Genomic DNA, 24,562 nt, shown 5'->3' with positions numbered 1-24,562 from the left:
AGCTCGCGAGCTCACTCCCGGTGCTTGATCACCACGGCAATGGAGCTGCCTTCCAAGAGCTTGGCAAACTTTTTTGCGTCTACCTCCTCCCCCACGATGCTGCCGTAGTGCATGGGCACGGCTACCTTGGGCTTGATGCTCCTGGCCGCTTCGGCGGCTTCCTGGGCGGTCATCACGTAGGTGCCGGACACCGGCAAAAGCGCCACGTCGGGGGCGAGGTTGGCCATTTCCGGAATGAAGTCGGTATCCCCGGCGTGGTAGTAGGTGAAGCCGCCCACGGTAAAGACGTAGCCAAGCCCGCCGTAGGATTTGGGGTGGAACTGCTTTTGGAGGTTGTAGGCGGGAACCGCCTTGACCGTGACCCCCGCAAAGGTCTTGGTTTCCCCGGCAGCGATCACCTGCACCCCGGAAAGCTTCTTGGCTACCGAGGAAGGTCCCACGATGATGGTGCCGGCCTTTTTGATCTTGGCCACATCCTCGGGGGAGCAGTGATCGAAGTGGTCGTGGGTGATGAGGATGAGGTCGGCCTTGGGGAGGCCCTCCGGCAGCTTGAAGGGGTCCACGTAAACCACCGGAGGACCGTCCAAGCGGAAGCAGTCATGCCCATGCCAGTGGAGCTGTTGCACCATGTTCACCTCCTTACCGCTTGACGCCAGCACAAGCAGCAAGAAAACCCCGGTAAACATCGTTGCCTCCTTTACAAAGCATCGGCGCGGGTGGAAATCGGCCCGCGGTAGTTGCGGGAAAGCCGCACCTGCGCCACGTACGGCCCAAAGCCCTTGTAGGTTTCCTTGATGCGGGTGAGGGCATTGGAGCGCCAATCCACGTACGGGTTGTCAATTTGCACGGGGTCCAAGCAGCCGGCCAGGGCCACCTTGGAGCTGGCGCAAAAGCGGCTCATGAGCGTTTTCGCCAAATGCCGGTCGCCGTTTTGCAATTCGTCCACCAGCACCAGCGAATCCTCAATGTCCAAACCCCGCAACAGCGAGGTGGAAAGCAAGGTAAGCCGCCCGGAAGCTTCCAGGTCCTGCAGGAAATCCCGACCGTTGGCCAAGGACACCGAGCGGATCGCTTGGAAAAAGGGCTCCAGCCACGGGGAGAGCTTGGCGTCGTGATCCCCGGGGAGGTACCCCATTTCAAACTGGCTGGCGGAGTGCTCGGGGCGGAGCAAGATCAAGCCGTTGGGGTACAGGGGCGGCGGCAGCACCCCGGGGCTTTTCACCCGGAAGCTGGTGGGCTGGCCAAAGAGCAGGTAAAGGGCCGCCACCACCATGAGGCGGGTTTTTCCGGAGCCCGCCGGCCCATCCAGCACCACCAGCTGCACCTCGGGGTCCAGCAGAAACTCCAGGGCCAAAAGCTGGCGGGGGTCGGCAGGGGTAAAGCCCAGGATGGTGCGGGGGACCAGCTCTCCCCGGCGGGAATCCCAGTACTGGGCAAAGCGCAGCTCTTGCGCCCTTTCCCCGGAGGCGTCCACCCGCAAGGTGAGGGTCCCCTGGGGCAGGTGCAGGACCACACCCAGGTTGGGCAGGGGCTCGGCCACTAGCGTCCTGAGGCTTTCCATGGGCAGAAAGCGCTCCCGCGGGGGGCCGCTGGCCAGAAACTCATCCCACAAATCGCCGCTGCCTTCGCCCTCCACCACCCCGCAAAATAGGTCCTCCGGGCTTTCTAAAGCCACCTTACCGTAGCGCAGGGCTTCGGCGGGGATGCCCTTGGCGTCGCAAGTTAAAAGCATGTTGGAGTCTTCGGAAATTAACACCACGCGGAAGCCGTTGTGCCCCCTCACCAGCGAGGCAATGCGCTCGGCGGCAGCAATGATCACGCCGTCGCCGTTGCCGTTTTCCGAAACCGCCGCCGGTGGAGGCTCCCAGGCCAGCACCCCGCCGTTGGGGGTGGTGGGCAGGGAGGAAAAGGGGATGCGGCCGGAAAGCACCGGCGTGGGGTCGGGGTGGATGAGGGAGGCGTTGCGCAGCGCCAGGATCTTGCGCACCGCGGCCCGGGCCGCCGCCTTCACGCCTTCGGACTTGTGGCGGCTGCCCTGCAGATGGGCTAGCTCCTTGAGCACCTGCTGCAGCAGGATCACCATGTTGCCGGGGGCCAGGAGGCGATCCAGACAGTCGGGGTTTTCCACCAACGCCGAGGTATCGGGGATGTACACGTCTACCGGGTTCATGGACCATCCCCATGCTACCATGAAAAGCGAGCAAAGGAGGTGGCCATGAAACGCTGGATTTTGGCTTTGGTGGTGGTTTTTGGCTTCTTGCCGCCGGCCGCGGAGGCCGAGGTGGTGGCGCTGCAGCTCGAGCGCAAGGGGGTGAAGAAGCCCGAACAAATGGTTTACGGCGTGGACCTGGCCACCGGCCAGGTGGTCTGGGAGCACCGCTTTGGTGAAGAGGTGAACTTCGTGGAAAAGGTCAAAGGTGGTCTTTTGGTAGGTTGCGACGATGGCACGCTGAGCCTTGTGGATCCAGCCACGGGTTCGCTGCGGTGGACCGCCAAGCTGGGGGAAAAGGACGAAAAGGTGAATACGTTCCGCGGTGAGTTTGCCGAGGGCTTCTTGGTTTCCTTCCACAACGAGGTGCTGTGGTTGGTTTCTCCCAAGGGAGAAGTGGTTTGGGTCTTGCGCTAGCGGGGCGAGCGGTGGGGCGCTGAAAGCAAGCAGGCAAAGTAGCCTTCCCGGTGGCGCAGGTGGTCGAGGGGGAGCATGGCGCCCACCGATTTGCGGCGGAGGGCCTGGTAGAGCTTGGCCAGCTCCTCGCGGTTGCGGAACAGCCACGCTTCAAAGGGCTCGCCCTCCTGCAACCCGGAAGGCACCAGCGGTACCCGGAAGGCGGCGTGGAGGGCATCGGTTTCCTCGTACCAAAGGCCTAAATACCACGCCCGGCGGCCATCGTCTTCCAGGCTTGAGGCCACGCAAAGGCGGGGGTCCAGCTCCTCGCTGGCCGCACTCTGGGAAACCGGGGAAACCCCCTGGGCCAGGCTTCGCAGGGTGCTTAACAGCGGAGTTCCAGGTGGGAGCATGGCAAGCCCGGGAGGTGCCTGCCGCCAGGCCACCATCTCGTAAAGCGGGAACGGCTCCAAACCCTTGGGGTGAATGACCCCCAAAAAGCGCAACCCCGCCCAGGGCCCGGTGCCGCCCATCCCGGCCATCACCACAAGCCAAGGCAGGCCCCAGGCTTCCACCTGGCCCAGGCGGGGGTTGCTCCACTCCAGCTCCAGCTCCCGCAGAAACGCCTCGGTTAAAACCGTGCCCAGGTTTTGCAGCTCGCCGTTTTCCAAAAGGTACGCGGCGTAGGGGCGTTCCTGGGCAAACTCGGGAAGCCTCGATTCGTGGCGCACCGGTTCCAGAAACTCCAGCACCTTGTGCAGGTCGTAGCCCCGGGCCACCAGGAAGTCGGCAATGTCCTCCACCTCCTTGGAGCTTTTGCCGGTGGTGAGGCGTGACAGCTCCACCAGGCCCTGGCCGAAGAACTCAAAGCTCACCTTTTGCCCGCCCATCATGGGGAGAAGGTGGTAGGTGCCCACGTTGAGGGCCATGCGGAGCCCGTGGTTAAAGGGGCACCCCTGCTCCCGCAGCTCCTCGTAAATGAGCCGCCCCTGCACCGCCGCAAAAAAGAGGCTCTGGGCGCTGCGGCAGGAGTAAAAGGCGCCGTCCCCGAGGAACTTCTCCAGGCGGAGGCGGTGTTCGGTGCGCAGCTTTTCCCACTCGTACTGGAAGCGGAGCATAAAGCGCAGGGCTTCCAGCTCCGCCCGCAAACCCCGCCGGCGCAAGTCCTCCAGGATTTGCGTGAACTCCACCAGGTCGTACACCAGGCCGTAGCGGCGCACTGCGGAAGGCACCACCGTGGGCGAGGTGAAATCGAAGGCCCGCACCGAGGGCGAAAGCCGCACCACCTGGCTGCCGCTCTTGGCCACCAACCGGGAGCCGGAGCTAGCCACCGGCAGGATCCGCGCCCGCAGGGCAGCCACCACCTCGAAGCGCCGCAGGCGGCCCCCTAGGTCCTCCAGCAGGGAAAAGAGCTCGGCGGAAAGCCTGGGCGTTGCCGGGTGTCGCCAAACCGAAAGCAAACGCAGGGTTGGTGGGTGGAACAGCAGCCGGACCGAGGGCAGCGAGGGTGCTTCTTCGTCCAAAAGCGCCAGGGTTTCCAAAAAGCCCGGGTCCTTGTTGCGGAGAACGTCCAGTGCTTCGGCTTTTTCCGCCACCACCCGGCGGAACTGCGCGGGCTCCAGGCCCAGCCTGCCCGCCAGGAAGAGGTCCAGCTCCTGCTGATCCCGGGTGGCTTGCAGGCTTACGAACGGAACCAGGTCCTGGCGGAGGAGCTGGCCAAAACGCCGGCCGGTCTCGGGGTTCACCCACGGGGCCGCGCTTTTCAGCCAATGCACCGCTTGCTGCTCGGCGTTTTCCAGGACTTCCACCACCCTTTGCGCGGCCAGGTAGGTGATCTTGGCCAGGTCGAGCTTTCCGGTCCCGGGGGCCCAGGACACCACCTCCCCGCGCAGGTCAGAAAACCGCAAAGCGGTTTCGCGGGAAAGGGCCAGCCACAGGATTTCCGGGAAGAGCCGCCCAAAATCCTGCTCCAGGGCGTGGGCCAAAAGCGGGGTGGCCTGCGCCAGAAGCTCTTCGCGTTTTTTCACCAGCGGTTGCTTGTCGAAGCTTTGCCCCTGCAGCCTGGCCAGGCGGTAGCGAGCTTCCAGCTCCAAAAGTCGGGCCAGCTCCCGACAAAACCCCTCCCACGAGGAGGTCACCTGAAAGGGGAAGCCCAGGGTGACGATGGTGCGCTCGTCGTCGCCGTAAAGCCAAAAGGGAGCGGGCACCCGGCTGGCAGCTTCCCCAAAAAACCCCCGCCAACCACCCCCCCGATCGGCAGAGGTGAGGTACACGCCCAGCACCTCAGGCGCCTGCAGGGCGTGCTCCACCGTGGCCGCCGGGAACTCCATGGAACGATTCTACGCCGGCATGGCTTGCTCCCGGTAGGCTAGAGCTTCGGCGACGTGCACGGCTTTCACGCTTTCCGAGCCGTCCAAATCGGCAATGGTGCGGGCCACCTTCAGCACCCGATGGATGGCCCGGGCGGAAAGCCCCAGGCGCTCCATGGCGGCTTCCAGGAGCTTCTGGCCTTGCCCATCCGGGCTGCAGAAGCGCTTGACCTCTTCCGGCGTGAGCTGGGCGTTGGTGGTTCTTCCGGTTCCCGCAAGCCTTCTCTTTTGCGCTTCCCGGGCGGCCACCACCCGCTCCCGGACCGCTCTGGAGCTTTCGCCCCGCCCCTGGGTGAAGAGTTCCGAAAACCGCACCGGGTGCACGGTGAGGTGCAGGTCAATGCGGTCCAGGAGCGGACCCGACAGGCGCGAACGGTACCTGGCGATGGCCTGGGGGGAGCAGCGGCAGAGGCGCTTGGGATCGCCCAAAAACCCGCAGGGGCAGGGGTTGGCGGCGGCCACCAGCTGAAACCGGGCGGGGAAGCGCAATGACCCTGCAGCCCGGGCAATCACCACGCACCCGGACTCCAGCGGTTGCCGCAACACCTCCAGGACGTCCCGGCGGAACTCGGTGAGCTCGTCCAGGAAGAGCACGCCGTTGTGGGCCAGGGAAACTTCCCCAGGGCGGGGGTAGGGTCCGCCCCCCACCAGGCCCGCTGCGGAAATGGTGTGGTGGGGGCTGCGGAACGGGCGAACGGAAAGCAAGCCCTGGGGCCGGGGAGCCAAAGGGGCTACCGAATAAACCTTGGTGGTTTCCAGCGCCTCTTCTTCCGACAGGGGCGGCAGGATTCCCGGAAGCCTTTGGGCCAGCATGGTCTTCCCTGAGCCCGGGGGGCCGATGAAGAAGAGGTGATGCCCGCCCGCAGCAGCCACCTCCAAAGCCCTTTTGGCATGGCTTTGTCCGGCGACATCAGCCAAATCCAGCTCCCGGCTTTGCTCCGGCTGCCACCAGGAAGCTTGCTCCGGCTTGGTCCAACTACCAGCTCCGTCTCCGCGAATGAGGGCCACCACTTCCTTGAGGTGGGAAACCCCCAGCACCTCCGCACCTTTCACCACTGCAGCTTCGGGCAGGTTTTCCGCTGGAAGGATCACCTTGGCTTGGTGTTTCGTGGCAGCTTCCACGATGGGGAGCACCCCCCGCACTGGCCGGAGCTGACCGTCTAAGGAAAGCTCGCCCAGAAGCCATAAATTGCCCATGCCCTTAGACGGCACAAAGCCGGTGCTGGCCAGCACCCCCACGGCAATGGCCAGGTCTAAGAGCGTGCCTTCTTTTCGTTCCTCGGCGGGCGAGAGGTTGACCACCAGGGATTTGCTCTCAAGGGTGGCCCCCAGTTGCCGAATGGCGGAAACTACCCGCTCCCGGGACTCCCGCACCGCGGCATCGGGGAGCCCCACCACCACCAAACCGGGAAGCCCGTGGTGGGCTTCCACTTCCACGCGAACCGGCAAAGCCTCCACACCTCGGGGAACGGCCGAACACACCTTCACCACCATAATGCCTCCCCGACGTGGCTGGACGGTAACCGTATTATGCTGAGGGGAACTGGAGGCGTCAAGGGTTGCCGGCTGCTGATCCCAGGGTGGAAAAGCTACGGTGGGAACTGGAGCAAGCCCTCGATCGCCAGCTTCAGGGGCCTTCGGGGTGCTGGCCGCTGCTGGTGGGTTTGGCGGGCTTGCTGTTGGGCTTGGTGCTGCTGGCCGGCGGGCTGTAAGCGGCCAAAAACGCCCCTCCCAGCGAGCTTAATGTTTCGCTCACCCGGCCCCGGGCGGGAAAGCCCCCAGCGGAAGCCAGCGCCAGCAGCACCGCGCTTAGGAAAAGCGCCAGAGCCGCCGCCAGAGCCGCACCCAGAAGCCGATCCAATAGCGAGAGGTGCACGCGTTCCAAAAGCTTGCGAACCCCGGCTCCGGCCAGCAGCAGCAGGAAAAAGGCCAGGCCACCGGCTACAAGGGAAGCCAGTAACTTAGGTGCCAGGGAAGCGGTGGGTCCAAACGCCCAGGTGGCCAGCGGAGGCCCCGCAACTCTCCCCGCCAAAACCCCGCCCACCAGCGCGCCGGCGGTGGAAACCATGCGCACCACCCCCCAGAAACCGCCCAGCACTGCGCAGCCCGCCGCCACCACCAAAATGAGCACGTCCACGCCGGTATCTTACCGTGCTTCTCGCTTTGCTAGAATCCTGGCCAACGTGAAAGGAGGCCTGTAATGACCTGGCTCCCCGACCCCTTGCATCCGGCGGTAGTTCATTTTGTGGTGGCGCTGAGCTTTTTGGCGCTGTTTTTTGAGCTCCTCACCTTGCACCCGAAGGTTCGGCAGCTTTCGCCGGTGGTTCCCATACTCTTGGTCTTGGCGGCACTGGCCGCAGTGGCGGCGGTGCTTTCCGGGGAGGCGGCCCACGACGAAGCGGTGATCCCCCAAGCGGCCAAGGCACTGGTGGAGCAGCACGAGGAGCTGGGGGAGAAGGTGATGGTGGGTCTCATCGTGCTGGCGGTGGTACGGCTCGTGCTTTGGCGGATGGAGCGGTTGGCCACCTGGGTGCGGGCGGTGTGGTTGCTCTTGCTGTTGGCTGCCGCGGCAGCGGTGGGCTACAACGGCATGCTGGGTGGTGAGCTGGTGTTTCAGCACGGGGTGGGAACGCAGCTCACGCTCAAAGGCACACCTGCCCCCGCGGAGGGGGAGCATCTGGAAGACCAATGAGGGGGCTGGCTGCCCTCGGTCTGGGCCTGTGGGCAGGCTTGGTTCTGGCAGCGCCTTGCCCTTCCGGATGGCGGGTGGAGGCGTTTAAGCCGCCCAGGCTGGCGTGGGAAGGGGCGCAGTTTGCCATCCCAGTGGAGGTGACCAACACCGGCCACCAGCCGTGGTCAGGCCAAACCTCCGATCACCTCTCCTACCACTGGCGGGACCTCAGCGGCAAGGTCCTGGTTTGGGATGGGGACCGGACCGACCTGGGGCGGACGTTGATGCCAGGGGAAACCCAGCGGGTGCTGCTGCGGGTCAGGGTTCCCCGGGACCCAGGGGTGTACCTCCTGGAGCTGGCCATGGTGCGGGAGCAGGTGTGCTGGTATCCCCCGCCTTCGGGTCAAGCGCACTTAGCCCAAGTACGGGTCTTGCCCCGCCTCCCCTTCTTGGTGGGAGGCCTTGGGCTTTTCACCGGTTTGTTGAGCCTGGTGGTTTGGAAGCGCAGGCGGTGGGCTTCCTGGCTGGTGCCGGTTTGCACCGTGCTTTGGCTTGCAGCTTTTGCGTGGGTGGTGGGACAGGTGGTGGTGGTTGCGGCGGGCCGGGTGNNGGGGCCGCCCATGCCGGTGGGCATGCTGTGGGCGGGGGGGTGTTTGCTTTCTTTGGCGCTCATCCTTTTGCCGGCCCGGTGGTGGCCGCGGGCAGCCACGGTGCTGGCCTTTCTGGCTGTGGTTTTGGCTTTTGCCGATACCCTTTACCTGCGGTTTTTTGGCAGCATCGTCTCGCTTTTGGCGTGGCAGGGCGCCGGGCAGCTGGGTCAAGTGTGGGATAGCGTCCGGTCGCTGGCAAAACCTCAGGACCTTTGGTTTGCGGTCTTGGGCTTTTGCTCGCTTTTCCCTTGGTTTTGGCCGCGCTGGCAGGAGCAATGGCCCTTCTGGCCACGCTTCCTGCGGCAGGCCGCGTTGGCCGGGGTTTTGTGGGTGGCGGCATGGCCGGTGCTTGCGGCGGTGCGCGGGGTTCTAAGGGAGACGCAGGGAGCCCAGGTTTTTTCCTACACCATGCGGATGCAGGAGCTGGGGGTCTGGGGGCTGCACCTTTTGGACGCGGCCCGCACCTGGAAGGAAGCGGTGGGTGAGGGTTTGGCCCGAGAAGAAAAGCAGCAAATTCGCGATTTTTTTGCCCAACGGGCCAGAACCACTCCGGCTTTCGGGCCGGCCTTTGGCCGCTTTTCCGGCTACAACCTGGTCTTGCTACAGGTGGAGTCGCTGCAGAACTTTGTGGTGGGGCTGGAGGTAAATGGCCAGGAGGTTACGCCCTTCTTGAACTCCCTGCGGCGGCGCGGCCTTTACTTTTCCTGGGTTTTTGACCAAACCAACCAGGGCCGCTCCTCGGACGGGGAGTTCATTGCCTTGAACTCCCAGCACCCCTTGGGGGAAGGGGCGGTGGCTTTCCGACGGGCGGGCAACCGCTTCATGGCCTTGCCAAAAGTTCTCCGCTCCCGGGGTTACAGCACGCTTTCCGCCCACGCCTTCGAGCGGGGGTTTTGGAACCGGGCGGTGCTGCACCCCGCCTACGGCTTTGAGCGCTCGTTCTTCAGGCGGGAACTGGGGCCCGGTGAGGTCATCGGCTGGGGGCTGGCCGATGGGGTTTTCCTGGAAAGGGTCCTTCCCAAGCTAAAGGAAGCCCGGCAGCCTTTCTTTGCCTTTTTGATTACCCTGGGGTTGCATCACCCCTTTGATGAGTTCCCCGAGGGTCGCAAGAGCTTGAAGCTCCCGGATTTGGGGGACCCGGCCTTGGCCAACTACCTGCAGGCCATGCGTTACGTGGACGGGGCCTTGGCGGCGTTTTTTGAGGGTCTGGCCAGGGCCGGTCTGGCGGACCGCACGGTGGTGGCGCTGTACGGCGACCACGAGGCGGGCTTTCCCCTGCAAGCGCCTCTGGCCAACCTGCTCCGTATCCAGTGGAGCCCCCAACAGCTCATGGCCCTTCGGCGGGTTCCCTTCTTCATCGTCACCCCTGATGCTTCGTTGACTGGTGAGGTGGATGAGGTGGGAGGGCAGGTGGACATTGCGCCCACGCTCCTGCACCTTTTGGGTGTACCGCGCCCATCCTGGTTTGTGGGCCGCGCCTTGATCCCGGGAAGGCAAGGCTTTGCTGCCCTTCCCGACGGTTCCGGGGCGGACAACCAGCTCCTGTGGGTGGAGCCGTTCCAAGCGTGCGCCGAACGCCTGAGCCTGCAGGGCCGCGAGAAAAGCGCTTGCCAGCCGCTGCGTGAGGCGGTCGCTGCGGAGCTGGCCGCATCGCGAGCGGTGGTGGAGCACGACTTGCTCCCCGACATTGCCGGTCCTTGAGGGGACCGCGGCTTCCGTGATAGCTTCCCGGCCCGTGAGGCCAGGTCCCGATCCCCAGGCGGTAAAGGCCATGTTTTCCCGGGTGGCGGCCCGCTATGACCTGCTCAACCGCTTGCTCTCCCTGGGCCAGGATCAGCGCTGGCGGAAGCACCTGAGGCGGGCGGCAGCCCAGGCACCCCCTGGGCCGGTTCTGGATTTGGCCTGTGGCACCGGCGATGTGGCCTTGGGCTTTGCGGCACGAAAGGCGGTGGGGGCGGATTTTTGCCTGGACATGCTGGTGCTGGCTAGAAAAAAGCAAGCCCCAAACGCCCACCCACTTTGGGTGGCGGCCGACGTGCAAGCCCTGCCGTTCCGTTCGGAGGTTTTCTCGGCGGTGACCGTGGCCTTTGGTTGGCGCAACTTTCCCGACCCGGGGGCGGCTTTTTTTGCGGTACACCGGGTTTTGAAAGCGCAGGGCCTTTTGGCCATCCTGGAGTTTCACCCGGTGGAAGGCCGGGTCTTCCGGGGCCTGCACAGTACCTGGCAGTGCTTGGTGATTCAGCCGGTGGGGAGCTGGCTTTCGGGGGACGGCGAAGCCTACCGCTACCTGCCGGCTTCTTCCCGGAGCTTCCTGACCGCCGATGAGCTGGCGGGGCTGGCGCAAAAGGCGGGGTTTTCTTTAGTGGCCCGTCGGTACCTGGGTTTGCGCGTGGCGTGTCTTTCGGTGTTTCAAAAGGGAGGCTAACGCATGCAGGTGATGGCAGGAAAACCGGTGGCTGAGCTCATCCGGCAGCGGCTGCGCCGGGAAATCGAAGAGCTGCAGGAGCGGGGGATCGTCCCTAGCTTGCACGCCATCCTGGTGGGCAACGACCCGGCTTCGGGGGTGTACGTGCGGGCCAAAGCCAAAGCCTGTCAGGAGCTGGGGCTTTCCGCGGAAACCCACCACTTGCCGGCGGACACCGCACCGGAGGTGCTTTCCGAGCTCATTGCCGCCCTCAACCGCAATCCGCAGGTGGACGGCATCTTGCTGCAGCTGCCGCTCCCGCCCCACCTGCCCACCGCCCGCTTTCTCTCCGAGATTGCGCCGGAAAAGGACGTGGATGGCTTCCATCCGGAAAACGTGGGGCTTCTGTGGCAGGGCCGGCCGCGTTTTGTGCCCTGTACCCCTGCTGGCATTATGGAGCTCTTGCGCTTTTACGGGGTGGAGCTTTCCGGCAAAAGGGCGGTGGTGGTGGGGCGCTCGGACATCGTGGGCAAGCCCATGGCCGCCCTGCTTTTGGCCGCCAACGCCACGGTGACCATTGCCCATTCGAAAACCGCGGATCTGCCGGCGGTTTGCCGGGAAGCGGAGGTTTTGGTGGTGGCCGCCGGAAAACCGGCGCTGGTGGGGGCCGCCCACGTACGCCCGGGAGCGGTGGTGGTGGATGTGGGGGTCAACCGCGTGGAGGACCGGGCGATGGTGGCGCGTCTTTTCCCCGGCGACCAGGATCGGCAGGGGGAGCTTTCCAAGAAGGGCTACACGCTGGTGGGGGACGTGGCGTACAGCGAGGTGGTGGAAAAGGCTTCGGCAATCACGCCCGTTCCCGGCGGGGTGGGGCCGCTGACCATCGCCCAGCTTTTGGCCAACACCCTGCGAGCGGCCCGGTTGCGGCGGGGGTAAGGTGCTGCGGGTGGGTCTCACCGGGGGCCTGGGCGCAGGAAAAAGCACATTGGCGCGGTTTTTGGCCCAAAAAGGGGCGGCAGTGCGCGATGCCGATGCGGTGGTGGAGGAGCTTTACCTCCCCCAGGGGACCGCGGTTTTGCCACTGGTTCGCGCGTTTGGGGAGCGCATTTTGACCGCCCAAGGGGGGGTGGACCGGGAAAAGCTCAAGAAGCTGGTGGCCGCCGACCCTTCGGCCTTGCTCATGCTCAACCGCATCGTGCACCCCCTGGTGCGGGCGGAAATGGCCCGCTGGCTTGAAGAGCTGGAACACCGACCGCAAGGCCCTCTGGTGGCGGTGGTGGAAGCGGCGCTTCTGGTGGAAACCGGCTCCTTTCGTAGCTATCACCGGCTGGTGGTGGTTACCGCGCCGCTTTCCGTGCGGCGGGAGCGGGCCGCCGCCAGCGGTCTTTCGCTGGAAGCTGTGCGTCGCCTCATGGAAGCGCAGGCGGACGATGAAACCAAACGCAAGGTGGCCCACTACATCGTGGATAACTCGGGAACGCTGGCGGAGCTGGAAGCCAAAGCCGAAGCCTTGTGGCAGCACTTGCTGGCCGATGCACAGGCGGTGGCCGAGGGTCGGCCCTTAAGCACCGGTCCAGCCCTGGTCCTGTAGGGCTTGGCGCAGGGCCCGCAGGGCCTGGGCGCGGTGGGAGATGCGGTTTTTTTCCTCCAGGGAAAGCTCGGCGTAGGTTTTGCCGCAAGCCCCATCGGGAGCAAACACCACATCCCAGCCAAAGCCGTTGCTGCCCCGGGGCTCGCTCACGATGGTCCCCCGCACCAGCCCCAGGGCGCTTATAAGCTTCTGCCCGTCAAAAACCACCGCAGCGGTTTTGGCAAAGGCGGTTTTGTCGGGAAAAGCCGCCAGGATTTTGGGCAGCGCCTGAGCCCCCGCGGCGGCCAAAAGCCACTTCACCAGAGGCCCGGGAAAACCACCTAACGCGGCAAGCTCCAGGGAGGTGTCCTCCACCAGCACCGGCCTTTGCAGTCGCGAAAAGGCCTCCTTAGCCTTGGCCTTGGCCAGCACCTCCACATCCAAGCCCTGCCATTCGGGGAGATCCAAACCCACCCGTTCCAGCGGGAGGCCAAGGATGGCCTGGGCCTCCCGGTGCTTTTCGCTGGAGGAGGTGACGAAGACCAGATTCACGAACAGCGTTCCCGTTCCAAGAGGTAAGCCGCCACCGGCTTGGTGAGCCCGCGGATCTTGAAGTCCCCCAGGTGGGCGAAGGGGAAGATGTCCTTCAGCGCCTTATAAGTAGCTGGCCCCACCACCACCTGCCCCGCTTCCGCCACCTGCTCCTCCAAGCGGGCGGCCACGTTTACGGTGTTGCCCAAAACCGTGTAGTCCACGCGGGTGGAGGAGCCGATTTCCCCCACCACCACCGGCCCGGAATTCAGTGCCACCCGCACCTGCACCTCATCCAAGCCTTTCTCCTTGCGGGTTTGGTTCCACTCCTCCACGGCCTTTTGGATGGCCAGCGCTGCCCGCACCGCCCGCTCGGCGTGATCGTGCTGGGGCAAGGGCGCTCCAAAAAACGCCATCACCGCATCGCCGATGAACTTGTCCAGGGTGCCACCAAAGGCAAACACTGCATCGGAGGCCAGCGAGAAAAACTCGTTTAGGAAAGCCGCCACCGCCGGTGGTTCCATGTGCGCGCAGCGGGAGGTAAAGCCCACGATGTCGGCAAACAGCACCGTGACCTCTCGGGTTTCGTGCCGTTCGGCGCCGGTAAGACGCTCCTTCACGATGGCTTCCACCACTGCCGGCGAGTGGTAGCGCTCCAACCGCTCGCGGATGCGCCGCTCCTCGCGGATGAAGTCGTTGAGCTGCGCCCGCTCAATGGCCACCGCAGCGTAGTTGGCCAGGGCGGTGAGCAGGTCCAGATGCTCCGAGGTGAAGCAACCGGTGGCCAGCGGGGTGTCCACGAACAAAACCCCAATCACGTTGTCGCGGTGCCACAAGGGCGCGCACATGGCCGAGCGGATGGAGTGCAACCGCACGCTCATGCCGGCGGAAAAGCGCTCATCGGCCTGGGCGTCGGAGGTGAGCACCGCCACCTTTTGCTTCACCACCAGGTCGAGGATGGTCTGGGAAATTGGGGCTTCTTGCAGGCTCGTGCCCTTGCGGGAGCGGGCCTGGCGCAGCTGCGGCTCCCCTTGAGGGTTAAAGAGCAAAATGTAAGCCCGCTCGGCGGGGAGCTGCTGAAACACCGCCTCCATCACCTTGTCCAGCACCGGCTCCAGCTCCTCCACCTCCAAAAGCGTGCGCGCCACCTGCGCCAGCGCTTGCAGCACGCGCTCGCGGGAGGAGACTGCCACCGCAGCGGGGCTTTCCCGCTCCTCCAGCGGGAAGTCCTTGCGGAACTGGGCCAGGGGGCGGAGGAAGGTGCCGGTGGTGCTTACATCTTCGGTTTTCTCCCGGAAGGTCAGCTGAAAGTTGCCAATGTGGATGGTGTCCCCATGGGCTAGGGCAGCTTCCTGGACGTAGGTGCCGTTGACCTTCACGCCGTTGGTGGAGCCCAAATCCACAATCCACCATTTGCGGTCCCGCAGCTCCAAACGGGCGTGGTGGCGGGAAACCGAAAAATCCTTGAGGGTGACCACGTTGTCGGCAGCCCGGCCAATCCCCACCGGGCCTTCCTCTAGGGTCACCTTGCGCCCGCCACCCGCTTCTTCCCAAACCAGCTCCGCCACGGCGCTATTGTACGCCGGGCGACCGTCGGAGGCGGGAAAGCTCTGCCTGGGCGGCCCGGTCCCCCGGGTCCAGTTGCAGCACGATCTCCAGGTGTTTGAGAGCTCCCGCGGTGTCACCCAGGGCTTCCAACGCCACCGCCAGGTTGCGGTGGGCCTTGGGGTTGTCTGGAGCGAGCTCCACGGCTTTGGTGAGGAGGTCCCGGGCAAGCTTGAGCTGGCCCTGTTCGCCAAAAAATACCCCGGCGTTCAAAAGCAGCGGCACGCTCCTTGGAAAGCGCTTGAGCCCCTCGGAGAACATCTGCGCTGCCCGTTGGGTTTGCCCGCGTTCCCGGTAATCCAGGGCCGAGCGCACGATGGTCATTTCCGGATCGGCAATGCCGGTGTCCACGGCCCGCCAGAACTCGGCATCCGCTTCATCGAAGCGCCCCTCCTTGCGGAGGAAGGTGGCGAGGTTGTAGTGGGGGGCGGCGTAGGTGGGATCGGCGGCAATGGCCTGGCGGAACACCTGCTCCGCTTGGGAGCGGTTGCCGGCTGCCGCCAGGCTGGAAGCCAGGTTGTTGAGCCGCCGGGACTCGGCGCGATCGAAGCGCGGTGCCGCAGGAGAGGCCGGTTTTGCCGTTTCGGCGGCGGGCCGCTCCCCAGATCCCCCTTCTCCTCCCAGGTAACCCAGAGCCCTGAGCTTGGCAAGCTCCTCCGCCCGGGCTTCGGGGGGCAGCTCCACCCGCTTGAGGCTGGGGCGACCGACCAGGTGGCCGTAGTGCACCTTCACCTCGGTGGCCGGCTTAACCCAGGGCGGCAGGCCTCCCGCCATCTCGGCCCCTAAAGGAAGCCCCGCCAGCGCCAAAAGCGTGGGGGCCACCTGGGAAAGCGTCATACGCTGCCGGCTTTTTGGCACGGTGACGTGCGGCGAAACCGCCACAAAGACGCCCACCGGCCGGTGCCACCACACGGCGGTGGCGGTGTGGGCCCCGGAGGGCACTTTGGGGCGGTCCGAACCCCAGGTGAAGCCGTGGTCGGAAACGATGACCAGCGTGTCTTCGGGGCCCAGCTGGGCCCGGATTTGCCCAATCCACCCGTCCACGTGGGCCATGTAGCGGTCCACCACCGGCCCAAAGCGCCGGGCAAGGCTGGGATCCACCTGGGGTAAAGCGGGAGGGCGGTAAGGGGCAAAGAGATGGCCCACGGTGTCGGTGCCTTCCAGGTACACGAAGAGTGCGTCCCGCTCGGTCGAAAGCTCCCTGGCGGTAAGCCTTTCCACGGTAAGGGTGGCGGCCCAGAGTTTGGCCAGGCCGGCAATGGGGTTGTCCCAGTCCCCTTCGCCTGCAGCCGAAAGCTCCGAAGCCGTTACCGTCAAGATGGGCGCCAGATCTTGCGGCTTGAGGTCCTTTGCCTTAACCGCCAAACGCTGGGCTTCTTCTTGCGCCTTGGGAGGATCGGCCAACGCCGGGGTATCGGCGGCCAAACCCAAAAGCTGTTCCGTGAGGCGATCGGAGTACACCACGCCGCCGGGGGGCGCCTGGGCGGGAAAGGTGGCCCACCAGCCCACGGTGGCGGTGGTGCGTCCGGCGGCGGCCAGGATTTCCCAGAGGGCCGGGACCTTGCGGGAGTTGGCGGAAATTGGGTGCGGGGGACCGCCCTGGGGATCGGGTTCCAAAAAATCCAAAATACCGTGAGCCTCTGGAGGCACACCGGTGGCTATGGTGGTCCAAATCACTGGAGAAATAAGCGGTGGGGGAACTTCTAGCTCGGCGTGCACCCCCTCCTGGAGGAGCCGGGCCATTTGGGGCATGACCCCGCGGGCGCAAAGCTCGTCCACCAAGCTCCAGTCCAGAGCGTCCAGCCCCAGCACCACCAGACGCCCGCGTTTTTGCGACACGCGGCGAAGCGTTGCCCGGGCTTCCGCTTGGAGCACGTTGCCGTCGGCTGCCGTGAAACGCACGCCGCTCACTTCCAATGGGGAAAGCCAAGAGGCCAGGGCTTGGCCAACTTTAGCTTGAAAGGACGTAGCTTGCGGAAACCACATGCCCCACTCTTCGGTGGCCTGCCAAAGCGAGCCGGAAAGCTCCGGCGGGAGGGCTTGCACCAAGGCCTTACCGAAGCTTATCGCCAAGCCTTTTTCGCGGACATCCCGGGCGTCCAGGGGGAGGGGCCCGGCGCCCCTGACGGTAACGCGGGCGGCAAGTTCCGCCTCGGTACCCGAGGGGAGCTTGACCGGCACGTTTCCGGTGAGCACCGCAGCGCCGGCCTCTTGCGGGACTTTAACCCGGGAAGCCAAAAACCACGGAGAAAAGGCCCAGCTGTTGGGCAGAAGCATCACCTTTGAGGACCAGCGGCTCACCGCCACGGTCCGGGTGGAGGTGGACGGGGGCACCAGCGTGAGGGCGAAAGCCGCAAACAAAAAAGCGGCGCAGGAAAGAACGAGCAGATTACGCTTCACAGCCAACCCTCCCCGGGCATTCTAGCCATAAAAAAACCCGGGGGCCGAAGCCCCCGGGGTGTGTTCGGTTTTCCGAACGGCCTCAGTACTCGATCTTGAAGCCAATCTGCAAGCGACGCGGCGCCTGCCAAGCGGTGGGTCGGAAATAGGCAGAATCTGGAGTGCAGGAACCGGTGCTGGGGTCGTAGACGCTGCACTGACGGGTGTAACGGGCGGTGCGGAACTGGTTGTTGAACATGTTGAAGAGGTCCACGTAAGCGGCGAAGCGCACGCCCTTAAAGCTGAAAGGCTGCTCCACGTGGATGTCGCCTTCCCACAGGTTGCCGAACTTCTTGGACCCGCGCTCGGCCAACGGGTAGGAGTAACCGTCAGGCGTTGTGCCGGTGGGGGTGTAGTAGATGCCATCCTGCCAGAACAGCGACAGGCCGACGATGGTCTTGAAGGGGAAGGTGTAGGAGCCGTTGAACTTCACCTCGTGCTTGCTTTCCGCACGGCCGTACCAGCGGGACAGCTCGGAATAAGGCCCAATGAAGGCGCCGGGCAGGGCGTTCCACCAGTTGGCGGCCCAGTTCTTCTGGTCAAACACGTAGGTGTAAGCCGCGATGAACTGGAAGCCGTCGGGGCCGAAGCGCTTGCGCAAAGCCGCCTCAATGGCCTGGTACTCGGACCAGTTCTTGCCGGTCTTGGGCACGTTGGTGATGATGCCCTCGCCGTCGTCTTCGGGGTCGTACCAGTCAATGGTTTTCTTAACTTTACGGTACACGTAGTTCACGCTGGCAGCAAACTGCGGGTTGATGAGCTTCTCGTAGCCAGCCACGAACTCGTCCTGGTAGGCAGGGTCGAGGTTCGGGTCAAGGGTAGTACCACCGGCGGCGGTGGGAACGTCATAGACAAGGCGCCAGCAGCTATCGGGATACTCCCAGATGTTGCGACCATCTAGGCTGCAGGTTCCCCGCCAATCCCAGCGCTGCTGGTGGGTGGGGATGACGTTGAAGTAGTCGGCGATGTAGTTGGAGGCCAGGGTGTAGAAGCGGCCCAGGGACACGCGCAGGGCGTCACCGTTGAGGTCATAGGCAAAGCCCAAGCGCGGGGCGATCATGTCGCTGAAGTCAAACTTCAAGACCTCGTCATCGGTGTTTTGCCGCAGCTTGGTGGCCTCAGCGCGCACGCCAATGTTAAACGTGGCCTTGCCGACCTTCCACTGGTCCTGGACGTAAATGCCCTGATAATCCTGCTCGGTCCTGTTGGCCCGAACCTGGTCAAGCCACAGGTAACGGCGGAAGGGGGTTTGACCCAAATTGCGGGTCTGGTAGTAGCCAGCAGGGTTATAAATCCGCCCCACTTCAGGCTTCAACCACAACAGCTCAGCACCGGCCTTGAACTGGTGGGTGCCGGTGGCGGTGTCCAGGTAGTAAGACACGGCCAGGTTCAAGCCGTCACGGTCCCGCTTGGAGCGGTAGTCGTAATAAGCGGCGCCGTAGTAGTAGGCGGCGGTGAGGTCGTACATAAACGGCGTTTGCCCAAAGCCACCGTAGAGCGGTGTCACGTTCAGCTCTTGACGGTGGTACTGGTACTTGGCCTCAGCAAAGACGTTGGGGGAAAGCACCCCGTACCACTGCAGGGAGGCGTTGTTGCCGCCCTGGAACTGCTGCTGCTCAGCCGAGCTGTTCCAGTTGGGACCGCTCCAACCACCGCGCAACGGATCCAAGGTAATGGGGTCCTCGTTGTAGAACCCAACCAGGTTGTGGCTGGGGTTGATCTGGTACGTGAGCTTGCCGGAGAAGTAGTGGCCCACGTAGTTGGTGCGACCGGTGGTTTGCGTCTTGCTCACCGCATCCTGAATGGTGGCGTAGCGGCCGAAGTTGCGGTGGTTGTCCCGCTTCTCATAGGCGAAGTAGAACCACAGCATGTCCTTCACAAAGGGGCCACCGAGGGTGAAGGAAGGCCGCTTCTCGTCGGAAGCCGTCAGAGGCTTCTTCTGACCGGTTTCCTTTTCAATGCCGCCGCGAGCCGACCAATCCACATCCTGCTGGATCCAGCGGGCGGTGAAGGACAGGTTGTTGCCACCGGACTTCGTCACCAGGTTGACGATACCGCCCGTGGCGCGGCCATACTCCGCGGCAAAGGCAGCGGTTTGGATCTGTGCCTCTTGGATGGTGTCCCAGTTAATGGCGGTGCCCCAGGTGTTGGTGCGGGGGTCGGTGGTTTCCACACCGTCAATGAGGTAGCTGTTGGAGTCGTTGGAGGACCCGTGAACGTAGGGGTTGTTGCCGGCCTTCACACCGGGAGCCATCTGCATCATGGTCTGGAAGTTGCGGTTGGTGGCCAGGGTGTCCACCAGCGTCCAGTCCACGGTGGTGTCCACGGTGGATTTGGACGTGTCCACCACGATTTTCTCCGCGGTGACGGTGATGGCTTCCGCGAACTGGGAAAGGGACATTTCCGCCACGATGGGGGTTTCCTTACCCAGGTTCACGATGATCCCGGTTTGTTCCAGCGTGTTAAACCCCGAAAGCTCGAACTTCAAGCTGTAGTCCTTGCCCGGGGGTACCGGAACAAAGCGGAAGCGCCCCTGGGCGTCGGTGACCGCCACACGGGTGCCCTGCATGGCAGGACCCGACAAGGTCACCGTGACCCCTGGAAGGGGCTGCTGCTGGTTGTCCACCACCGTGCCGGCGATGGAGCCGTACTGCTGTTGCGCCAGAGCCGGCGCAGCCAACAGCACGAAGGCCAGTAAAAGGTACGTTAAGCGCCTCATTACTCCTCCTTTCTTGCCGGGTAAGCTTTTTGTCCTTTCGGACGCAAAACCCGGCCGCTCGAGTTTAGCAAGCATTGTGCCGGGTACAAGGCTGACTCCAAGGCTAAAAGGCCGGGTTTTTCATTCGGTCCTTTGGTGTTTTGTTCAAAAAACCGAATACGGGGGTTCGACCCGCCAAGAAAAAGGGGGGCACAAGGCCCCCCTTTCCGTGATGAATCGCCTCGCCTCTCAGTATTCGATCTTGAACCCCAGCTGTACCTGCCGCGGTGCCTGCCAGCCGGTGGGCTTGCGGAAGGTGGCGGTGGAAACGCTGTTGCCACCGCGGGCGGTGGGCTGCTGGTTGTTGAAGGCGTTGAAGAGGTCGAAGTAGAGCGCCAAGCGCAGCGGACCCACGGTTACCGGGTGCTCGACGTGGAGATCGGCTTCCCAGTTGTTCCCCACCCGGCTGGAGCCGTAGCGCTCAAGGGGTACCGTGCCAAAGTCACCCGGTGCTGTGGCCGTGTACACGTTGCCGGAGCTCCAGAAAGCGGTGATGCCGAAGATGGTCTTCCACGGGGCGGTCCAGGAACCTGCGAACTTCACCTCATGCGGGCTTTCCGGTTTGCCGTACCACAGCGGGTCAAAGGCATCGGGCTGGTCGCCGTAGCCCGAGAACTGGCTGAAGCCGCGGGTTTGAGACCACGACCGGGAACGCAGCACGTACGTGTAGTTAGCGATGAACTGGAACCCGTCAGGGCCAAACCGCTTGCGCACCATGAACTCCAGGGCTTGGTACTCCTTCCACTTGGCGTTGGTGGTGAAGACACGTCCGTCAGCCACCTCCACCCGCTTCAAGGGGGCGTTGGTCCAGAGGTACACGCCATCGTACTCGGGATCCACGTCCTCAATGCCCTTGGGTTGCTCCCGCCAAACGTAGGTCACGCTGGCGGCCATTTGCGGGCTTAGAAGCTTTTCAAACCCCAGGGTGAACTCGTCCGTGTACACGGGGTCGAGGCCGGGATCAAGGAGGTAGCCGGATTCGCCGATGTTAAAGCGGAAGTCCAGCCTCCAGCAGGAATCCGGGTAGGTCCAAATGTTCCGGCCATCCACGGTGCAGGTGTTGTTCCAGGACCACCGTTCGTAAAGCGCAGGCGTGGAGCTCAGGGTGTTGCCAATGTAGTTGTTGGCCAGGTCGTAGAAGCGGCCCAGGCTGGCGCGGATCACATCACCGTTGAGGTCGTACGCGAAACCCAAGCGGGGAGCCAGCTGGTCGGTGAAGGAGAAGGAGAGGAACTCCTGCCCCACGTTGTTTTCCCCTTTCCAGGATTCCGCTCGCACCCCGATGTTAAACGTGGCCTTGCCAACCTTCCACGCGTCCTGGACGAACAAGGCCCAGTAACGGTCCTTGTTGGTGATGGGGCCCGGCTCCTGGGTGTAGAAATACCGACGGAACGGCTTGGGGTTTGAGCCCACGTAACCCGAGGTCTGGTAATACCCCGCCGGGTTATGAACCGAACCGGCTGCTGGCTTGATGTCTAAGTACTCAACGCCGGCTTTGAACTGATGGGACCCGGTGGCGGTATCAAGGTAGTAGGAGCCGGCCACCTGGAAACCGTCACGGTCGCGCTTGGAGCGATAGTCTTCCCAGGGAGCGCCGTAGTAGTAACCATAGGTGCGGTCAAGGATGAACGGCACCTGACCCCACTGAGCGGTGGACTGTGGCGAGTAGTTCAGCTCCTGCCGGTGACGCTGGAACTTGGCTTCCATGAAGAAATTCGCGGCAAGGACGCCGTACCACTGCAGCGACGAGTTGTTGCCGCCCTGGAACTGGGTGTTTTCTGCCGATTTAGCAATGATGGGGCCGTAGTAATAGCGCCCGTTGGCGTTGGAAATGTCAATGGGGTCTTCGTTGTAGAAGCCCACCAGAGAGTGGCTGGGATTGACTTGCCAGGTGAGCTTCCCGGAGAAGTAGTGCCCCTTGTAGTTGGAAATCTCCTGCACCGAGTTGCCTGCCACAGCGTCCGCCAGCGTTTGATAGCGTCCGAAAGTCTGGTCCCGGTCCCGGCGCTCGTAAGCCAAATAGAACCACAGACGGTCCTTCACGAATGGCCCACCAAACGTGGCCGAGGGCCGCAGCTCGTCGGTGGCCACCTGGGATGCCTTCTTGCGCCCGGTTTCCTTCTCAATTCCGGGACGGGCGTTCCAGTCGCTGTCCTGCTTCACCACCCGCGCGGTAAACGAAAAGTTGTTGCCCCCGGACTTGGTCACCAGGTTCACGATGCCGCCGGTGGCGCGGCCGTACTCAGCGGCAAATCCTGCGGTTTGCACCTGGGCTTCCTGAATGGTGTCCCAGTTAATGGCGGTGCCCCAGGTGTTGGTACGGGGGTCGGTGGTGTCTACGCCGTCAATGAGGTACGCGTTATCGTCCCCGGAACCGCCGTGGACGTTGGGGTTGTTAGCGGCCTTCACCCCCGGGGCCAACTGCATGAGCGTTTGGAACGTGCGGTTGGTGGCCAGGGTGTCGGCAAGGGTCCAGTCCACGGTGGTGTCCACGGTGGATTTGGTGGTGTCCACCACGATCTTTTCCGCGGTCACGGTAATGGCCTCAGCGAATTGGGAGAGGGACATTTCCGCGAGGATCGGGGTTTCCTTGCCCAGGTTCACGATGATCCCGGTTTGTTCCAGCGTGTTGAACCCCGAAAGCTCGAACTTAAGCGTGTAGTCCTTGCCCGGGGGAACCGGAACAAAGCGGAAACGCCCCTGGGCGTCGGTGACCGCCACACGGGTGCCCTGCATGGCAGGACCCGACAAGGTCACCGTCACCCCTGGTAGGGGCTGTTTTTGGTTGTCCACCACCGTGCCGGCGATGGAGCCGTACTGCTGCTGCGCCAAGACCGGCGCGGCGAGCAGCACGAAGGCCAACAAAAAATACGCGATTCGCCTCATACCGTCCTCCTTTCCCGCTACCAAAACCTCACCCGCCGGTGGAGCCTCGATCCGTGGGGGGCGGTAGCTACCAGGAGATTTGCAAAAGAGATGCCGACTTACGATGGCTTCGCAATGTTCTTAAGAGGCTGCGACGTTCGGGAAATTGGATGCACCGCCGAAAAGCTAGGGGGCCGTAGCGGTGCAGTCGCCCCCTTCGCTGCGGGCGGCGTACAGGGCGGCCTCGGCGGCCTTCACCAGCTCTTCGGCCGTGGCGTAACGCCCGGGTTTGAAGGCGGCAAGTCCTGCGGTGGGTCGCAGCAAGAGTCGATCGGGGAGCTGCCGTAACGCACGCCGCACGCGCTCCACGTACGCCAACGCTTCCCTTTCGTCTTGTTCGTCCAGCAGGATGGCCACGGTTTTCCGGGAGTAACGGGCCAACAGGTCGCAGTGCCGCAAGTGAGTTCGTAGCCGAGAAACTACCGTTTCTACATCCACCGGGGTGCCGGCTGCTGTGGAAAACCTCACCAGGGCCAGGGCAAAGGGCGAGGGTGGGGAGGTGCCCAGGCGTTTCTGCACCTCGTGGGTAAACGTTGTCCACGGCAAAAGGCCCAGGTGCGGCAGAAGGCTAGCCGCGTGGAGCCGAGCCCACCTCGTGGTGAGGGTAAAAGACAGGGTGAAAGCAAACGGAAGCACACCCACCGCGGAGTACAAAACCACGGCCGGAATGTTGGGTCGGGGGAGCAGGGAGAGGTCCACGGCCACATCAGCCAAGACGGTGACGAAGAAAAACGATGCGGTGAAGATCAAAGGCCACGAGAAAGCCTGTTGGGCCCGCCTTCGTTGCAAAATCAGCCAAAGGGCGAGGACCACAATGACCACGATCCCCGCTTCAGCCAGGTAAACCCAGAGTTAGAGATCGGCAGCACGGCGCCAAAGCAAGGCAAAACCCGATCCCACCCCCATGACGCTGGCAAACACTAGAGCCAGCGTGGGAGCCGGACGGGCAAACACGGTGGCTAGCACCAAAGGGAAAAGCCCCACGCTCAAGAGCAAAAACACCACGTTGAGACGAAAGGCCAGGCCCGGTGAAAAGAACAAACTAGGGCCAAAGCCGGCATAGGTGACCTGGTAAAGCCCGAAGCTCACCAAAAAGCCAATCCACGGCCACTGTTCCCGTCCCCCACCGTAAAAGAGCGAAATCAAACCGTGGAGCAGGGCCAGCACGCCCAAAACTGTTGCGCCCACCCAAAACACCACGTCCCGGGCCGTTTGGTTGGCCAGCAGCCTTTCGTACCGGTCCAGCACCGGCGGGGGGCCAAGGAAACCGCCGAACCGCCACTCGTTGTACACGTGAACGGCCAGCTCGTTAAACTCGCCAAAACGCAAGCTAGCCCGGGGTAGGCGGTAAATCCGCCGTTGCAGGGTGGCTGGGTCGTAGGTGGGAGGAAAGGCGCCGCTTTCACCAATGCGCTGCCCGTTGAGGAAAACCTCGTCCACGTCCCCCAGCGTCCCCAGATCCACCCCTAAGCTTTCGCCGGAAAACCGGCTGGGAAGCTGAAAGGTGAGGCGGTACCAGGCGTGCCCGTTGTAGCCTGAAAAACCTTGCCTTTCCCACGGCCCCGGGACCTGGATCGCCTGCCAGTGGGTTTTTTCCCGGAACGGCGAAGACCATGCGGGGTCATGGCCGGTCCGGAACCACCACTGCCCTTCCAGGGAAAAGGGGAGGGAGTCCACCACCCGGGTGGCCGGCTGTGCCAGGGCCGAAGCGGCCAAAAGCCCCAGGGCCAACCCACCCAGCTTCACGGCCTTCCCTCGTCAACCGCCGGCGGGCAGGGAACCGCCATGGCTCCCGGGAAGTCTGCAGAAAGCCCCCGGGCCACTTCCAGAGCGCGGGCACGCCCGGAAAGGCCGGTGACCCTCACCCTGGTAAGCCCACCTCCAGCGGGCGCGGTTCGCGTGGTCCAGCCACTTTTCCGCAAGGTGGCAACGGCCCGTTCCACGTTTTCCGGACGGGCGAAGGCCCCCACCTGCACCTCCCAGCACGGGTAAGCCATCATCCCGTCCCCCCATCGCACCACCGCCAAGCGCACCC

At 63.8% G+C, this 24,562-nt stretch carries 19 protein-coding genes; 6 read left to right on the top strand and 13 right to left on the bottom strand.

Annotated elements, in window-relative coordinates:
* Window positions 1-11: 11 nt before the first annotated feature.
* Together EG19_RS08920 and EG19_RS08915 are read right to left on the bottom strand one after the other, a co-directional pair.
* On the bottom strand, window positions 12-686 hold the full coding sequence (locus EG19_RS08920; RefSeq protein WP_200867134.1) for an MBL fold metallo-hydrolase: 675 nt from the start codon (window positions 684-686) through the stop codon (window positions 12-14).
* 11 nt (window positions 687-697) lie between these two features.
* Window positions 698-2,170, bottom strand: a complete 1,473-nt coding sequence (locus EG19_RS08915; RefSeq protein ID WP_038049830.1) for a PhoH family protein — start codon at window positions 2,168-2,170, stop codon at window positions 698-700.
* Between the two features lie 45 nt (window positions 2,171-2,215).
* Here EG19_RS08915 and EG19_RS08910 point away from each other — a divergent pair, with 45 nt between their 5' ends.
* A complete protein-coding gene (locus tag EG19_RS08910) occupies window positions 2,216-2,626 on the top strand; it encodes an outer membrane protein assembly factor BamB family protein (protein ID WP_038049829.1) in 411 nt (136 codons plus the stop codon).
* Here the strand turns inward: EG19_RS08910 and EG19_RS08905 are convergent.
* The 3 genes from EG19_RS08905 to EG19_RS08895 all read right to left on the bottom strand — a co-directional run bounded on the left by EG19_RS08905 (window position 2,623) and on the right by EG19_RS08895 (window position 7,111).
* On the bottom strand, window positions 2,623-4,935 hold the full coding sequence (locus EG19_RS08905) for a hypothetical protein (protein WP_038049828.1): 2,313 nt from the start codon (window positions 4,933-4,935) through the stop codon (window positions 2,623-2,625). The genes EG19_RS08910 and EG19_RS08905 overlap by 4 nt on opposite strands.
* Window positions 4,936-4,944: 9 nt before the next feature.
* A complete protein-coding gene (locus tag EG19_RS08900) occupies window positions 4,945-6,468 on the bottom strand; it encodes a YifB family Mg chelatase-like AAA ATPase (RefSeq protein WP_038049826.1) in 1,524 nt (507 codons plus the stop codon).
* 133 nt (window positions 6,469-6,601) lie between these two features.
* Window positions 6,602-7,111 (bottom strand): CvpA family protein, encoded by a 510-nt coding sequence (locus tag EG19_RS08895; protein WP_038049824.1) that lies wholly within the window; start codon window positions 7,109-7,111, stop codon window positions 6,602-6,604.
* Between the two features lie 63 nt (window positions 7,112-7,174).
* Between EG19_RS08895 and EG19_RS08890 the strand changes: the two genes are divergently transcribed.
* The 5 genes from EG19_RS08890 to coaE all read left to right on the top strand — a co-directional run bounded on the left by EG19_RS08890 (window position 7,175) and on the right by coaE (window position 12,290).
* The gene (locus EG19_RS08890; protein ID WP_038049822.1) at window positions 7,175-7,666 is read left to right on the top strand and encodes a DUF2231 domain-containing protein; all 492 of its coding nucleotides are present in this window, start codon (window positions 7,175-7,177) and stop codon (window positions 7,664-7,666) included.
* Between the two features lie 599 nt (window positions 7,667-8,265).
* Complete coding sequence (locus tag EG19_RS14465; protein ID WP_407702155.1) at window positions 8,266-9,996, top strand: LTA synthase family protein; 1,731 nt, start codon at window positions 8,266-8,268, stop codon at window positions 9,994-9,996.
* Window positions 9,997-10,030: 34 nt separating this feature from the next.
* A complete protein-coding gene (locus tag EG19_RS08880; RefSeq protein ID WP_152544008.1) occupies window positions 10,031-10,720 on the top strand; it encodes a ubiquinone/menaquinone biosynthesis methyltransferase in 690 nt (229 codons plus the stop codon).
* A 3-nt stretch (window positions 10,721-10,723) separates the two neighbouring features.
* Entirely contained in the window at window positions 10,724-11,635 is a 912-nt protein-coding gene (folD, locus tag EG19_RS08875) for a bifunctional methylenetetrahydrofolate dehydrogenase/methenyltetrahydrofolate cyclohydrolase FolD (RefSeq protein WP_038049819.1), read from the top strand.
* Between the two features lies 1 nt (window position 11,636).
* The gene (gene coaE / locus EG19_RS08870) at window positions 11,637-12,290 is read left to right on the top strand and encodes a dephospho-CoA kinase (RefSeq protein WP_053335147.1); all 654 of its coding nucleotides are present in this window, start codon (window positions 11,637-11,639) and stop codon (window positions 12,288-12,290) included.
* Here coaE and EG19_RS08865 read toward each other — a convergent pair.
* The 8 genes from EG19_RS08865 to EG19_RS08830 all read right to left on the bottom strand — a co-directional run.
* Window positions 12,261-12,821, bottom strand: a complete 561-nt coding sequence (locus EG19_RS08865) for a non-canonical purine NTP pyrophosphatase (RefSeq protein WP_038049818.1) — start codon at window positions 12,819-12,821, stop codon at window positions 12,261-12,263. The genes coaE and EG19_RS08865 overlap by 30 nt on opposite strands.
* Window positions 12,818-14,368, bottom strand: a complete 1,551-nt coding sequence (locus EG19_RS08860) for an adenylate/guanylate cyclase domain-containing protein (RefSeq protein ID WP_038049817.1) — start codon at window positions 14,366-14,368, stop codon at window positions 12,818-12,820. Before EG19_RS08860 ends, EG19_RS08865 begins: the two co-directional genes overlap by 4 nt.
* A 4-nt stretch (window positions 14,369-14,372) precedes the next feature.
* Complete coding sequence (locus tag EG19_RS08855; RefSeq protein WP_038049815.1) at window positions 14,373-16,805, bottom strand: alkaline phosphatase family protein; 2,433 nt, start codon at window positions 16,803-16,805, stop codon at window positions 14,373-14,375.
* Window positions 16,806-16,887: 82 nt separating this feature from the next.
* Complete coding sequence (locus tag EG19_RS08850) at window positions 16,888-19,563, bottom strand: TonB-dependent receptor (RefSeq protein ID WP_038049813.1); 2,676 nt, start codon at window positions 19,561-19,563, stop codon at window positions 16,888-16,890.
* 228 nt (window positions 19,564-19,791) lie between these two features.
* Window positions 19,792-22,488, bottom strand: coding sequence for a TonB-dependent receptor (locus EG19_RS08845; RefSeq protein ID WP_038049812.1), 2,697 nt, complete (start codon window positions 22,486-22,488; stop codon window positions 19,792-19,794).
* Window positions 22,489-22,653: 165 nt separating this feature from the next.
* On the bottom strand, window positions 22,654-23,349 hold the full coding sequence (locus EG19_RS08840; RefSeq protein ID WP_038049810.1) for a diguanylate cyclase domain-containing protein: 696 nt from the start codon (window positions 23,347-23,349) through the stop codon (window positions 22,654-22,656).
* 30 nt (window positions 23,350-23,379) lie between these two features.
* Complete coding sequence (locus EG19_RS12775) at window positions 23,380-24,273, bottom strand: hypothetical protein (RefSeq protein WP_053335145.1); 894 nt, start codon at window positions 24,271-24,273, stop codon at window positions 23,380-23,382.
* A partial coding sequence (locus EG19_RS08830; protein ID WP_038049809.1) for an SPOR domain-containing protein occupies window positions 24,270-24,562 on the bottom strand: 293 nt, incomplete at its 5' end. The genes EG19_RS08830 and EG19_RS12775, both read right to left, overlap by 4 nt.

This window comes from Thermoanaerobaculum aquaticum (genome assembly GCF_000687145.1).
GTDB lineage: Bacteria > Acidobacteriota > Thermoanaerobaculia > Thermoanaerobaculales > Thermoanaerobaculaceae > Thermoanaerobaculum > Thermoanaerobaculum aquaticum.
This window is presented reverse-complemented; position numbering and strand designations above follow the sequence as displayed.